General features: G+C 69.3%; 10 protein-coding genes and 2 pseudogenes. 3 read left to right on the top strand and 9 right to left on the bottom strand.

Annotated elements, in window-relative coordinates; all coding sequences use genetic code 11:
• Positions 1-9: 9 nt before the first annotated feature.
• A complete protein-coding gene (locus Q4V64_RS42860) occupies positions 10-1,041 on the top strand; it encodes an ATP-binding cassette domain-containing protein (RefSeq protein ID WP_303714198.1) in 1,032 nt (343 codons plus the stop codon).
• Complete coding sequence (locus Q4V64_RS42855; RefSeq protein ID WP_124444630.1) at positions 1,038-1,829, top strand: ABC transporter permease; 792 nt, start codon at positions 1,038-1,040, stop codon at positions 1,827-1,829. The genes Q4V64_RS42860 and Q4V64_RS42855 overlap by 4 nt, the downstream gene beginning before the upstream one ends.
• A 239-nt stretch (positions 1,830-2,068) precedes the next feature.
• On the opposite strand, the pseudogene Q4V64_RS55635 reads toward Q4V64_RS42855, so the two are convergent.
• The 8 genes and pseudogenes from Q4V64_RS55635 to Q4V64_RS55630 all read right to left on the bottom strand — a co-directional run.
• Positions 2,069-2,352: pseudogene (locus Q4V64_RS55635) on the bottom strand (Tn3 family transposase); the annotation flags it as partial.
• A gap of 149 nt (positions 2,353-2,501) precedes the next feature.
• Positions 2,502-5,045 (bottom strand): ATP-binding protein, encoded by a 2,544-nt coding sequence (locus Q4V64_RS42840; RefSeq protein ID WP_124444629.1) that lies wholly within the window; start codon positions 5,043-5,045, stop codon positions 2,502-2,504.
• Positions 5,046-5,097: 52 nt separating this feature from the next.
• The gene (locus Q4V64_RS42835) at positions 5,098-5,781 is read right to left on the bottom strand and encodes a response regulator (RefSeq protein WP_124444628.1); all 684 of its coding nucleotides are present in this window, start codon (positions 5,779-5,781) and stop codon (positions 5,098-5,100) included.
• Between the two features lie 124 nt (positions 5,782-5,905).
• Complete coding sequence (locus tag Q4V64_RS42830) at positions 5,906-6,574, bottom strand: potassium-transporting ATPase subunit C (protein WP_124444627.1); 669 nt, start codon at positions 6,572-6,574, stop codon at positions 5,906-5,908.
• Between the two features lie 5 nt (positions 6,575-6,579).
• Positions 6,580-8,718 carry a potassium-transporting ATPase subunit KdpB gene (kdpB, locus tag Q4V64_RS42825; RefSeq protein WP_124444626.1) on the bottom strand — a complete coding sequence of 713 codons (2,139 nt, stop codon included), beginning with the start codon at positions 8,716-8,718 and terminating at the stop codon, positions 6,580-6,582.
• A complete protein-coding gene (gene kdpA / locus Q4V64_RS42820) occupies positions 8,715-10,379 on the bottom strand; it encodes a potassium-transporting ATPase subunit KdpA (protein WP_124444625.1) in 1,665 nt (554 codons plus the stop codon). Before kdpA ends, kdpB begins: the two co-directional genes overlap by 4 nt.
• An 8-nt stretch (positions 10,380-10,387) precedes the next feature.
• The gene (gene kdpF, locus Q4V64_RS42815; RefSeq protein WP_124444624.1) at positions 10,388-10,477 is read right to left on the bottom strand and encodes a K(+)-transporting ATPase subunit F; all 90 of its coding nucleotides are present in this window, start codon (positions 10,475-10,477) and stop codon (positions 10,388-10,390) included.
• A 324-nt stretch (positions 10,478-10,801) separates the two neighbouring features.
• A pseudogene (locus tag Q4V64_RS55630) lies at positions 10,802-11,780 on the bottom strand (amino acid permease); the annotation flags it as partial.
• Between the two features lie 314 nt (positions 11,781-12,094).
• On the opposite strand from Q4V64_RS55630, the gene Q4V64_RS42800 reads away from it, so the two are divergent.
• On the top strand, positions 12,095-12,652 hold the full coding sequence (locus Q4V64_RS42800; protein ID WP_253267400.1) for a hypothetical protein: 558 nt from the start codon (positions 12,095-12,097) through the stop codon (positions 12,650-12,652).
• A 321-nt stretch (positions 12,653-12,973) separates the two neighbouring features.
• Here Q4V64_RS42800 and Q4V64_RS42795 read toward each other — a convergent pair whose 3' ends face one another.
• Positions 12,974-13,261, bottom strand: coding sequence for a hypothetical protein (locus Q4V64_RS42795; protein ID WP_172629540.1), 288 nt, complete (start codon positions 13,259-13,261; stop codon positions 12,974-12,976).
• Positions 13,262-13,275: the final 14 nt, after the last annotated feature.

Raw genomic sequence — 13,275 nt, 5'->3', positions numbered from 1 at the left:
TCATCTGTCATGCCCACGACCAGACAGGGGAATGGTCAGCTGTCCCCGGCCGCCGTCTCCGCCGTCGGTCTGCGCAAGTCGTACGGCGGCAAGACCGTCCTCGACGGCATCGATCTGCGTATCCCGGCCGGGTCCGTGTTCGCGCTGCTCGGGCCGAACGGCGCCGGCAAGACCACCGCCGTCAAGATCCTCTCCACCCTCATCACCGCCGACGCCGGCGAACTGCACGTCGGCGGCCACGACCTGGCCACCCACCCGCAGGCCGTGCGCGCCGCGATCGGCGTCACCGGGCAGTTCTCCGCCGTCGACGGACTGATCACCGGCGAGGAGAACATGCTCCTCATGGCGGACCTGCACCACCTCTCCCGCGGCGAGGGCCGCCGCACCGCCGCCGAACTCCTCGAGCGCTTCGACCTGGTGGAGGCCGCGAAGAAGCCCGTGTCCACCTACTCCGGCGGCATGAAGCGCCGCCTCGACATCGCCATGACGCTGGTCGGCGATCCGCGGATCATCTTCCTCGACGAGCCCACCACCGGCCTCGACCCCCGCTCCCGCCACAACATGTGGCAGATCATCCGCGAGCTCGTCTCCGACGGCGTCACCGTCTTCCTCACCACCCAGTACCTGGAGGAGGCCGACGAGCTCGCGGACCGCATCGCGGTGCTCCACGACGGCAAGATCGCCGCCGAGGGGAGCGCCGAGGAGCTGAAGCGGCTCATCCCGGGCGGGCACGTGCGGCTGCGCTTCTCCGACCCGTCCGCGTACCAGTCGGCGGCCTCCGCTCTGCGCGAGGTGACCCTCCCCCACTCTCGGCTCCGCTCGAGCGGGGGGACCCCCATCGACGAGGCGCTGTCGCTGCAGATCCCCAGCGACGGCAGCCAGCGCGAGCTGCGCTCCATCCTCGACTGGCTGGACTCGGCCGGCATCGAGGCCGACGAGCTGACCGTGCACACCCCCGACCTCGACGACGTGTTCTTCGCCCTGACCGGCCCAGCCACCGTCCCCACCCAGCCGAACCAGCCCCAGGAGAACGTCCGATGAGCGCCCTCTCCCTCGCCGTCCGCGACTCGAACACGATGCTGCGCCGCAACCTCCTGCATGCGCGGCGCTACCCGTCCCTCACCCTGAACCTGCTGCTCACGCCAGTCGTCCTGCTGCTGCTCTTCGTCTACATCTTCGGCGACGTGATGAGCGCCGGCATCGGTGGCGGCGGCGCCGACCGCTCCGAGTACATCGCCTACCTCGTCCCGGGCATCCTGATGATGACCATCGGTGGCACCGTGGTCGGGACCGCAGTGTCCGTTTCCATGGACATGAGCGAGGGCATCATCGCCCGCTTCCGCACCCTGGCGATCCACCGCGGTTCGGTGCTCATCGGGCACGTCATCGGCAGCGTGCTGCAGTCGGTCATGAGTGTGGTCCTCGTGGGCGCCGTCGCGGTGGCCATCGGCTTCCGGTCCACCAACGCCACGGCCCTGGAGTGGCTGGCGGCTTTCGGGCTGCTCGCGCTGGTCGCCCTGGCGCTCACCTGGATCGCCATCGGGATGGGCCTGGTCAGCCCGAACGCCGAGGCGGCCAGCAACAACGCGCTGCCGCTGATCTTCCTGCCGTTCATCTCGAGCGCCTTCGTGCCGATCGACGCGATGCCGGGCTGGTTCCAGCCGATCGCCGAGTACCAGCCGTTCACGCCGGCCATCGAGACCCTGCGCGGCCTGCTGCTCGGCACCGAGATCGGCCACAACGGGTGGCTCGCCACTGTCTGGTGCCTCGGTCTCGCGGTAATCGGCTACTACTGGTCGAAGGCGGTCTTCAACCGCGACCCGAAGTAGCCGAGACAACCGCGCGGGCTGCCTCCCGCAACTCGTCCCGCCCGAGGGCGGCGTACTCCGACACCGCGTCGGCGTACGCCGCCCCGTCCGCGTCCTCAGGCGCCCGCCGGGCCCGGGCCGCCGACATCGTCGGCTGGAAATCGCGCCCCCATCCGCAGCCGTTCGGCCGGCGTGATCATCCGTACGGCGGCGGCGGCGCCGTACGCCGGCACACCAGCCTCCCAGGCGAGAAGCCGGCCGCCCAGCTGGTCCTCCATCCCCTCCCGGTATGCCTCGTGGATGGTGCCCTGCTTGCCGTGGCAGGGGTTGTGGCGAGACTCCTGGACGGTGAGCTGGTTGCTCATCTGTCACCGGAGTGTCGTCCACGGGATCGACGACGGCAGCAGGTGCGGGTCTTGGCGGTGCGCCCGTACTCGGCGAACGCCTGCCCCAACGGCGTCAGGTGCCCCTCGCGGCCGAACATCCGCATCAGGTCGTAGGCGCGGAACTGGTTGGTGACCAGGGAGCCGGCAACCGGCAGCATGCTGGAGCGCCGATCGGCCTCCGCCGACGGGGTGGAGCGCTCTCCCACCGACCACACGAAATCGGGGCCATACCCGCTTCCACTCGGGCGCGATGGCCCTGAGGGGACTCCACGCCGTACTGGCCTGTACTGGCGGGATGTTGACGTTCCTAGGAGGTGGCGGTCGCCGGAAGGCCGGAGGGGAGCGGTCGGCGGTCGGACGCGGCCGGGACGGTGAGGACCATGGTGAGGCCGCCGCCGGGGGTGTCCTCGGCGTCGAGGGTGCCGCCCATGGCTTCGGCGAAGCCGCGGGCGACCGCGAGGCCGAGGCCCACGCCGGCGCCGCGCGGGGCGTCGCCGTAGCGCTGGAACGGCTCGAAGATGCGCTCCTTGGCCTCGTCCGGGACGCCCGGTCCGCGGTCCACTACCCGCACCTCCACCCGGTCGGCCATGGCGCTGGCAGCCACCAGGACGCGCTCGCGGGCGGGGCTGTACTTGACCGCGTTCTCGACCAGGTTGGCCACCGACCGCTCCAGCAGGCCCGGGTCGACGGCGACCATCGGCAAGGTCTCCGGGATGTCCAGCTCCACGCTGTCCTCGGGTACACCGCCCAAGGCCATGGGCACCACCTCGTCGAGGTCGATCTCGCGGATCAGCGGGGCGACGGTGCCGGTCTGCAGCCGGGACATGTCGAGCAGGTTGCCCACCAGGTGGTCGAGGCGGTCGGCGCCCTCCTCGATGGCCTCCAGGAGTTCGGCCTGGTCCTCCTGCGACCATTCGACGTCGTCCGAGCGCAGGGAGGTGACCGCGGCCTTGATGCCGGCGAGCGGGGTGCGCAGGTCGTGGCTGACGGCGGCGAGCAGGGCGGTGCGGATGCGGTTGCCCTCGGCGAGTTCCTTGGCCTGGTCGGCCTCGGACTGCAGGCGCTGGCGGTCCAGGACCACGGCGGCCTGGGCGGCGAACGCGGCGAGGATCCGGCGGTCGGAGGCGGGCAGCACCCTGCCGGACAGCGCGAGGGCCATGTGGTCGCCGACCGGCATGTCCACGTCCGCGTCCTCGGGGTATTGGCAGGGCTGTGGGCCCACGCTGCCCGCGCAGGTCCACGGGGCCACGTCGCTCTCCCGCTCCAGCAGGGCGACCGACTCCATGCCGAAGGTCTCCCGCATCCGCTCCAGCAGGGCCTCCAGGCTGGTCTCGCCGCGCAGCACGCTGCCCGCCAGGAAGGAGAGAATCTCCGACTCGGCGCGCAGCCGGGCCGCCTGATGCGTACGACGGGCGGCCAGGTCCACCACGGAGGCCACCGACACCGCCACGGCGAAGAAGACCACCAGGGCGACGAGGTTCTTGGGATCGGCGATGATGAGGCGGTGCAGGGGCGGGGTGAAGTAGTAGTTCAGCAGCAACGACCCGAAGGCCGCCGAGGCCAGCGCCGGGAGCAGGCCACCGAGCAGGGCCGCCGCCACGGTCAGCGTCAGGAACAGCAGCATGTCGTTGGCGAGACCGAGTTCGGCGTCGACGTTGGTCAGCAGCAGTGTGAGCAGCGTCGGGCCGACCACCCCGGTCAGCCAGCCCCAGATGATCCTCGGACGGCCGAGCCGCGCACCTCGCGCAACCGGCAACCCGCGGCCCTTGCCCACCTCGTCGTGGGTGATCAGGTGGACGTCGAGGTCGGGGCCCGACTCCCGGGCGACCGTGGCGCCGACACCGGGCCCGAAGACGTACTGCCATCCCCTGCGCCGCGAGACGCCGAGGACTATCTGGGTGGCGTTGACCCCCCGCGCGAAGTCCAGCAGAGCCGACGACACGTCGTCGCCGATGACGTGGTGGAAGGTGCCGCCCATGTCCTCCACCAGCGTGCGCTGGACGGCCAGTTCCTTGGGCGAGGCGGTGGTCAGTCCGTCGCTGCGGGCGATGTAGACGGCCAGCACCTCGCCGCCCGCGCCCTTCTCGGCGAGCCGGGCGGCACGGCGGATCAGCGTGCGGCCCTCGGGGCCACCGGTCAGACCGACCACGATCCGCTCACGCGAGCCCCAGATCTTCGACACCCGGTGTTCGCTGCGGTACTCGGTCAGATACGCGTCGACCCGGTCGGCCACCCAGAGCAGCGCCAGCTCCCGCAGCGCGGTCAGATTGCCCGGACGGAAGTAGTTGGACAGGGCCGCGTCGACCTTGTCGGCCTTGTAGATGTTGCCGTGCGCCATCCGCCGGCGCAGCGCCTGCGGCGACATGTCGACCAGCTCGATCTGGTCCGCCCGCCGGACGACCTCGTCGGGGACGGTCTCCTGCTGCCGCACCCCGGTGATCGACTCGACGGTGTCCCCCAGCGACTCCAGATGCTGGATGTTGACCGTCGAGATCACGTCGATCCCGGCCGCGAGCAGTTCCTCGACGTCCTGCCAGCGCTTGGCGTTGCGGGAGCCGGGGATGTTGGTGTGGGCGAGTTCGTCGACGAGAGCCACCTGGGGGTGCCGGGCCAGGACCGCGTCGACATCCATCTCGGTGAAGACGCTCCCCCGGTATTCCAGCTCCTTGCGGGGGATCTGCTCCAGGCCGTGGAGCATGACCTCGGTGCGGGGCCGGTTGTGGTGTTCCAGGAAGGCGACCACACAGTCGGTGCCCCGCTCGACACGGCGGTGCGCCTCGGACAGCATCGCGTACGTCTTGCCGACGCCCGGTGCCGCGCCGAGGTATATCCGAAACTTGCCGCGTGCCATGGTCTCGTCTCTACGTCGCAGTACGTATGCGGTCAGAACGGTCGGGAGCGGGTCAGCTCTCGAAGCGGTAGCCCATGCCCGGTTCGGTGATCAGGTAGCGGGGGTGGGCCGGGTCCGCCTCCAGCTTGCGCCGCAGCTGGGCCATGTACACGCGCAGATAGTTGGTCTTGTTGCTCTGGGAAGCACCCCACACCTCCTGCAGCAGGTGCTTCTGCGTGATGAGCCGGCCGGGGTTGCAGACCAGGATTTCCAGCAGATGCCACTCGGTGGGGGTGAGGCGCACATCGCGGCCGGCCCGGATGGCCTTCTTGGCCAGCAGATCGATGGTGAAGTCGTCCGTGGTGACCAGCGTGGTCTCGGGAGTGAGCGGCACGGTCTCCGTGCGGCGGACCGCGGCGCGCAGCCGGGCGAGGAGTTCGTCCATGCTGAACGGCTTGGTGATGTAGTCGTCGGCGCCCGCGTCGAGCGCGGCGATCTTCTCGTCGGAGGCCCGGCGGGCGGACAGCACCAGGATCGGGACCTTGGTCCAGCCGCGCAGGGCCCTGATGACGTCCGTGCCGTCCATGTCCGGCAGCCCCAGATCGAGGAGGACCACATCGGGCCGGCGGGCGGCGGCGAGCCGGAGCGCGGTGGCGCCGTCGGGGGCCGCGTCGACGCCGTACTGCCGTGCCTGCATGTTGATGACGAGCGCCCGTACCAGCTGGGGGTCGTCCTCTACGACCAGTACCCGGGTCATCGGTGTGCGCCTTTCCTGTTGCACGGAGAGCCAGAGGGTGCGGAACCCGTGTCAGGGCCGCGGGAGTTGGCGGATCGGGAATGCCTCCAGGCCCGCCAACTCCTGCCCGGGTCGCGTAAGGCCATCAGCTCTTCGCCACGAGTTCCTTGAGCGCGATGTTGAGTTCGAGGACGTTGACGGTGGGCTCGCCCATGAAGCCGAGGACGCGGCCGTCGGTGTGCTCGTCCACGAGCTTCTGGACCCGGGCGACGGACAGGCCGTTCTTCTCGGCGATCCGGTGGACCTGGATGTCGGCGTACTCCGGGGAGATGTCCGGGTCCAGGCCGGAGCCCGAGGAGGTGACCGCGTCGGCGGGCACGTCGGACGGCTTGACCGTATAGCCGTTCACCGAGTTGTCCTTGATGACCGCCGCCTTGGCGTCCTTGACCCACTTGATCAGGTCGGCGTTGTCACCGGACCGGTTCGTGGCGCCGGACAGGATCAGCTTGTACTGGGTGTTGACGCTGTTGGTGCCCAGACCGTTCTGCGGGCGCCCCTGGAACCACTTCAGGTCGGGCTCGGGGGTCTCCTGGCCCTTCTTGAGCGGCAGGTTGTACGCCTGGCCGATGAGCGAGGAGCCGACGACCTTGCCGTCCGCCTTGATCTCGGAGCCGTTCGCCTTGCCGGGGAAGATCCCCTGGGCGACGCCGGTGATGGCCAGCGGGTAGAGGATGCCCGTCACCACGGTCAGCACCAGGAGGGCGCGCAGGCCGGCCCAGAGCAACCGGGCAGTGTTCGTAACCGAGTTGTTCATGGCGGTCAGCCGATCCCGGGGATGAGGGAGATGAGCAGGTCGATGATCTTGATGCCGATGAAGGGGGCGATCAGCCCGCCCAGGCCGTAGATGCCGAGGTTGCGGCGGAGCATCTTGTCCGCGCTGACCGGCCGGTACTGCACGCCACGCAGGGCGAGCGGGACCAGCGCGATGATGATCAGCGCGTTGAAGATGACCGCGGACAGGATCGCGGAGTCGGGCGAGGACAGGTTCATGATGTTGAGCTTGTCCAGGCCGGGGTACACCGCCGCGAACAGCGCCGGGATGATCGCGAAGTACTTGGCGACATCGTTGGCGATCGAGAAGGTCGTCAACGCGCCCCGGGTGATGAGGAGTTGCTTGCCGATCTCGACGATCTCGATGAGCTTGGTCGGGTTGGAGTCGAGGTCGACCATGTTGCCTGCCTCTTTGGCGGCCGACGTCCCGGTGTTCATCGCCACGCCGACGTCGGCCTGCGCCAGCGCGGGTGCGTCGTTGGTGCCGTCGCCGGTCATGGCGACGAGCTTGCCGCCCGCCTGCTCGCGCTTGATGAGGGCCATCTTGTCCTCGGGGGTGGCCTCCGCGAGGAAGTCGTCGACGCCGGCCTCGTCCGCGATCGCCTTGGCGGTCAGCGGGTTGTCGCCCGTGATCATGACGGTCTTGATGCCCATCCGGCGCAGTTCGTCGAACCGCTCGCGCATGCCCTCCTTGACGACGTCCTTGAGGTGGATCACCCCGAAGACGCGGGCGCCCTTGTCGTCCTCGACGGCGACCAGCAGCGGAGTGCCGCCCGCCTCCGAGATCCGGTTGGCGAGGATATCGGCGTCCTCGGCGACCGCGCCGCCCTGCTCCTTCACCCATGTGATGACCGAACCGGCCGCGCCCTTGCGGATCTTGCGCCCGTCGACGTCCACGCCCGACATACGGGTCTGGGCGGTGAAGGCGATCCACTCGGCCTGCGACAGCTCACCCTGGTGACGCTCGCGCAGCCCGTACTTCTCCTTCGCCAGTACGACGATGGAGCGGCCCTCGGGCGTCTCGTCGGCCAGCGACGACAGCTGGGCGGCATCCGCCAGCGCGGCCTCGGTCGTGCCACGTACGGGTACGAATTCGGCGGCCTGCCGGTTGCCGAGTGTGATGGTGCCGGTCTTGTCGAGCAGCAAGGTCGACACGTCGCCCGCGGCCTCGACCGCCCTGCCCGACATGGCCAGGACGTTGCGCTGCACCAGCCGGTCCATGCCCGCGATGCCGATCGCGGAGAGCAGGGCGCCGATCGTGGTGGGGATCAGGCAGACCAGGAGGGCCACCAGCACGACCATGGTCAGATGCGTGCCCGCGTAGTCCGCGAACGGCGGCAGGGTGGCCACCGCGAGCAGGAAGACGATGGTCAGCGAGGCGAGCAGGATGTTCAGCGCGATCTCATTGGGCGTCTTCTGGCGCGCCGCGCCCTCGACCAGGTTGATCATCCGGTCGATGAAGGTCTCGCCCGGCTTCGTCGTGATCTTGATGACGATGCGGTCGGACAGCACCTTCGTACCGCCGGTGACGGCCGAGCGGTCGCCGCCGGACTCCCGGATGACCGGGGCCGACTCACCGGTGATCGCCGACTCGTCCACGGACGCCACACCCTCGACGACGTCACCGTCGCCGGGGATGATGTCACCCGCCTCGCAGACGACGAGGTCGCCGATGGTCAGCTCGGTGCCGGGCACCTGATCCTCGGCCCCGCTGTCCTTGGACAGCCGGCGGGCCACCGTGTCGGTCTTGGCCTTGCGCAAGGTGTCCGCCTGGGCCTTGCCACGGCCCTCGGCGACCGCCTCCGCCAGGTTCGCGAAGATCACGGTGAGCCACAGCCAGGCGCTGATCGCCCAGCCGAACCAGTCACCTGGATCCTTGAACGAGAACACCGTCGTCAGTACGGACCCCACCAGCACGACGAACATGACGGGTGACTTGACCATCACCCGCGGGTCGGTCTTGCGGAGAGCGTCCGGCAGCGACCTGAGCAGCTGCTTGGGGTCGAAGAGACCCGCGCCGACACGGCCTTCGCCGGTCTTGTGGCCGGTCGGCGCGTCCTGGTGGGGAGCGAGTGTCGGAGTCGAGGTGGACATCGAGTCCTCTTGATTCGTTACGTCGGTGGTCATGACGCCAGCCCCTCGGCCAGCGGTCCCAGCGCCAGGGCCGGGAAGTAGGTCAGACCGGTGATGATCAGGATCGCGCCCACCAACAGCCCGGTGAACAGCGGCTTCTCGGTGCGCAGCGTGCCCGCGGTAGCCGGCACCGGCTTCTGCTCGGCCAGCGAGCCGGCCAGCGCCAGCACGAACACCATCGGCAGGAAACGCCCGAGGAGCATCGCGATGCCGATCGTGGTGTTGAACCACTGCGTGTCCGCGTTCAGACCGGCGAAGGCCGAGCCGTTGTTGTTGGCGCCCGACGTGTACGCGTACAGGATCTCGGAGAAACCGTGCGCGCCCGAGTTGGTCATCGAGTTGCCCGGAGTCGGCAGCGCCATCGCCGCGGCGGTGAAGATGAGTACCAGCGCCGGGGTGATGAGGATGTAGCAGGCCGCCAGCTTGATCTGGCTCGTGCCGATCTTCTTGCCCAGGTACTCGGGCGTGCGGCCGACCATCAGGCCGGCGATGAACACCGCGATGATCGCCATGATCAGCATGCCGTAGAGGCCGGAGCCCACACCGCCGGGTGCGATCTCGCCGAGCTGCATGCCCAGCAGGTTCAGCCCGCCGCCTAGACCTGTGTTGGACGAGTGGAAGGAGTCCACCGCACCGGTCGAGGTGAGCGTCGTGGAGATCGAGAAGATCGACGAGGCGCCGATGCCGAAGCGGGTCTCCTTGCCCTCCATCGCCCCGCCCGCGATCTCGAACGCCGGACCGTGGTGGGTGAACTCGGTCCACCACATCAGGCAGATGAAGCCGACCCAGATGGTCGCCATCGTCGCGAGGATCGCGTAGCCCTGCCGCAGCGAGCCGACCATCCGGCCGAAGGTCCGCGTCAGCGCGAACGGGATCAGCAGAAGCAGGAAGATCTCGAAGAGGTTCGAGAACGCGTTGGGGTTCTCGAAGGGATGCGCGCTGTTGGCGTTGAAATACCCGCCGCCGTTGGTGCCCACCTCCTTGATGGCCTCCTGAGAGGCGACCGCGCCGCCGTTCCACTCCTGCGAGCCGCCCATGAACTGGCCCACGGAGTGGATCCCGGAGAAGTTCTGGATGGCACCGCAGGCGACCAGCACGATCGCGGCGACCACTGAGAGCGGCAGCAGGATGCGGACGACACCGCGCACCATGTCGGCCCAGAAGTTGCCCAGTTCCCCGGTCCGCGAGCGGGCGAAGCCGCGCACCAGAGCCACCGCGACGGCGATCCCGACCGCGGCGGACAGGAAGTTCTGCACCGCCAGCCCGCCGGTCTGCACGACGTGACCCATGGCCTGTTCGCCGTAGTACGACTGCCAGTTGGTGTTCGACACGAAGGAGGCCGCGGTGTTGAACGCCTGGTCGGGGTCGATCGAGGAGAAGCCCAGCGAGCCGGGCAGGCTGCCCTGCACGCGCTGCAGCAGATACAGGAAGAGAACACTCACCGCGGAGAAGGCGAGGACGCCGCGCAGATAGGCGGGCCAGCGCATCTCGGTGTTCGGGTTGGCGCCGATGCCCTTGTAGATCCACTTCTCGACACGCAGGTGCTTGTCGGAGGAGTAGACCCGGGCCATGTAGTCGCCGAGCGGTCGGTATGCCAGGGCCAGCGCCGCTATCAGCGCGAGCAACTGGAGCACACCGGCGAGGACGGGGCTCATATCAGGACTCAGAACCTCTCCGGGAAGATCAGGGCGAGGACGAGATAGCCCAGCAGGGCGACGGCCACGATCAGGCCGATGATGTTCTCGACGGTCACAGCTTCGTCACCCCCTTGGCGACGAGAGCCACCAGCGCGAAGACCGCGATCGTGGTGACGACGAAGGCCAGATCGGCCATCGCGAGCTCCTAGATGAGGTTCGGATCGAACGGACGATTAGAGGAAAGCGCCTCACCGACCCGATGCGGCCGCCGTTGACGCCTCCCATACGGCGGCCCGTTCACTCTTGACGGAACCCATACGCCGGGCTCCCCCGCGGGTGCCGGACCAGCTCCTCCCGGGGCAGATCACCGCGTCCGTGTCCTGGCGTACGGCATGCGCGACGACCGCGCCCCGCCCGGCGACCCCTCGTACGTACGCGGCGATGGCTTCGCAGGTCAGCAGGGACAGGTTGGACACCGGGACGATCACAACGGATCGGTCTCGGTGCGGCGGCTCCGGTGTGCGGCCCAGGCCGAGCCGCTCGCCGATTCGCGTGTACGCCCGGTGCACCGCCTCGAATGCGGCGACCAGCAGCGGCAGGGCGATGACGAGCAGCCAGGCACCCTCCTCGAACTTGGTCACTGTGACCACGACGGCCGACACCCCCGTGAGGACCGCGCCCAGGCCGTTCAGCACCGCCTTGCCGTGCCATCCCTCTCCTCGCTCGCCGCCGGTGCCGGACCATGCCGACCTGGGCGATGGTGAAGCCGACGAAGACGCCGATGGCGAACAGCGGAACAAGGGTGTTCGTGTTGCCGCCGGAGAAGACCAGCAGCCCGGCCATCACACCGAGCACGCCGCCGAGGGCGACCTCCGCCCGCTGGGCCCGCCTGACGCGCGGCACCCGGAACGACGGCACGGCGTTGGCGAGGGCTTCGACGCCCGTCAGCGCGCTGCACCCGGAGGCGAAAGCCTTCAGCAGCAGTGCACCAACGGTGGTGGCGTTGTCGGCGAGGACCGAGACGTGTCCGGACGCGGCGTGAGTACTCACGGGCGCGGAGCGGAACAGCCCCACCACGATGAGCACGGCCAGGCACAGCCACAGCCTCTCGCCGTACAGGCCGGGGCAGCGACACCGGCGGTCACGACCACCGCCACGTTGAGCACGTAGTCCAGGACGAGCGAGGTGGCGGCCACCAGACTCGTCCGCACGCCCAGATGCGTGTGTGAAGCCGAGGCCGTGCGCACCGGCGGCGGCCAGCACCAGGACGATCGCCTCGGGGCCGTACGCCACCGAGGCCATCGCGTCGAGTGAGAGGGCGGCCAGCCCCGTGAGGGCGGTGAGCCGGTGGCGCTCGCCGGTATCCGGGGGATCGTCGTCGGCGGGGGCTGCGCCGGTCTCGGCGGTCAGAACGGACATGGGATGCGGGCTGTCACGTACGACCGCTCACGGCCAGGTACCACGTAGGGCCCGCGCACGCGGGGAGGCGGTGCGCGGGCCAGCCCAGGTTCCGCCCGCTTCCGGCTGCGTACACAGGCTCCTTGCGCATTCTTCGCGCTGAACCGTCCAACTTTGGCGGGGCGTTGACGCCCTCGTGACGTACACGACGGTCGCGAGCCAAGAACCTGGCTCCCGCGCCCGCCATGGCCGTGGCGTCAAAATCGGGCAGGGGGCTCATCAGGGAGACATCAAGACGCGAGGCGTCGGCCGTCTCGGTACCTAGCGTCAGCGCCATGAGACACGCCGACGATCCGCGGGACGACGCGGTCAGGGCTCTCGCGCACCAGCCCTCCGAAGTGGCATACGACCACCTCTGGGCCGCGGACCTACGCAGCTCGATCCACTGTTCAGCCGTTCTCCTCAGCCTCCTGCTAGTGATCGACTGGGTCGCCGGCAGCTGCACACTCTGGCGCGGCGCGCTCTGGGCCGCCCTCGCCGTCGTGTTCTTCCTGGTGCTGTTCCCGCCTCGGGTGGCTGCGGGCGAGGGCTGGCTGGCCTCGCGCGGGCTGCTGCGGGAGCGGCGGATCCACACCGGCCACCTGGTGTCCGTCCGATGCCTGGACGGTGTCGGACAGCGGCTCGTACTGCGCGACACGTTCGGCGGGCGGCTCGAAATCGACCCCCGCGTTCTGATCGCCAACCCACCGCTGTGGCACCGCCTCAACGAGGACGCGCACGTCTCCGCCAACCGCGGATCACTGACGTGCGGGACAATCACGCTGCTCCGGCTGTCGCAGCGGATCGACCGGGAGACGGCCCGGACGGTGTTCAAGGTTTCCGGTCTGGAGTGAGAGCAGCCGCTCATCTGTACGGTCACCGGCCTCGTGCTCGTCATCGTGCCGGCCATGTCGACCCGGCCGTCGCACAGTGAACGTCGCCCGGCGGTCCTCGCCACCGCCATACCCTGGGCGGACAGAAGCACCATCCGAGCGCCGGGTGACCACCGAACCGGTACCTCAGCGGATGATCCGCAGCAGGCGCCGGCCCTCCTCACCGCCTATCGCTCACGCGCACCGGGTTCGGCCATGTCGAACAGTTGGCCCGAGCACGCCAGCGGCGAGCCGAACCCGATGGCCACGGCCTGGACCCCACCGCAGCGGCCGCTCGGATCCTCAGTCCTGCGTCCCGTCGGCCGGTGCCTTCAACAGCCGGTCCAGCTCGTTGCCGGCCTCGTCGTACCCGGCGTCGGAAATCCGTTGCAGTTCGCGCAGGTCGCCGGTCGCCACCGCGCGTCGCGTGAGCAGGAACCCGGCGTGCATGGACCCCTCGTCCAACAGCTCGCTCAGCTCCCCGAGGTCGCCGGCTGTGTCGGCGAGGTCGGCCAGCCGGTCCAAAGCGGTCTCGTTGCCCTCATCGGCCAGCTCGCGCAGGGTCTCCCGATCGGGATTCATGTTCGACATGACGCCATGCTGCA

Origin of the sequence: Streptomyces sp. NL15-2K, assembly GCF_030551255.1 — a bacterium.
In the GTDB taxonomy this organism is placed as follows: Bacteria; Actinomycetota; Actinomycetes; order Streptomycetales; family Streptomycetaceae; genus Streptomyces.
The sequence above is the reverse complement of the archived record's forward strand: the minus strand, read 5'-3'. Positions and strand labels throughout refer to the sequence as shown.

Coding starts and splice junctions, on each gene's coding strand:
- Q4V64_RS42860 (WP_303714198.1), top strand. CDS start 10: ATGCCCACGACCAGACAGGGGAATGGTCAGCTGTCCCCGGCCGCCGTC.
- Q4V64_RS42855 (WP_124444630.1), top strand. CDS start 1,038: ATGAGCGCCCTCTCCCTCGCCGTCCGCGACTCGAACACGATGCTGCGC.
- Q4V64_RS42840 (WP_124444629.1), bottom strand. CDS start 5,045: ATGGCACGCGGCAAGTTTCGGATATACCTCGGCGCGGCACCGGGCGTC.
- Q4V64_RS42835 (WP_124444628.1), bottom strand. CDS start 5,781: ATGACCCGGGTACTGGTCGTAGAGGACGACCCCCAGCTGGTACGGGCG.
- Q4V64_RS42830 (WP_124444627.1), bottom strand. CDS start 6,574: ATGAACAACTCGGTTACGAACACTGCCCGGTTGCTCTGGGCCGGCCTG.
- kdpB (WP_124444626.1), bottom strand. CDS start 8,718: ATGACCACCGACGTAACGAATCAAGAGGACTCGATGTCCACCTCGACT.
- kdpA (WP_124444625.1), bottom strand. CDS start 10,379: ATGAGCCCCGTCCTCGCCGGTGTGCTCCAGTTGCTCGCGCTGATAGCG.
- Q4V64_RS42800 (WP_253267400.1), top strand. CDS start 12,095: ATGAGACACGCCGACGATCCGCGGGACGACGCGGTCAGGGCTCTCGCG.
- Q4V64_RS42795 (WP_172629540.1), bottom strand. CDS start 13,261: ATGTCGAACATGAATCCCGATCGGGAGACCCTGCGCGAGCTGGCCGAT.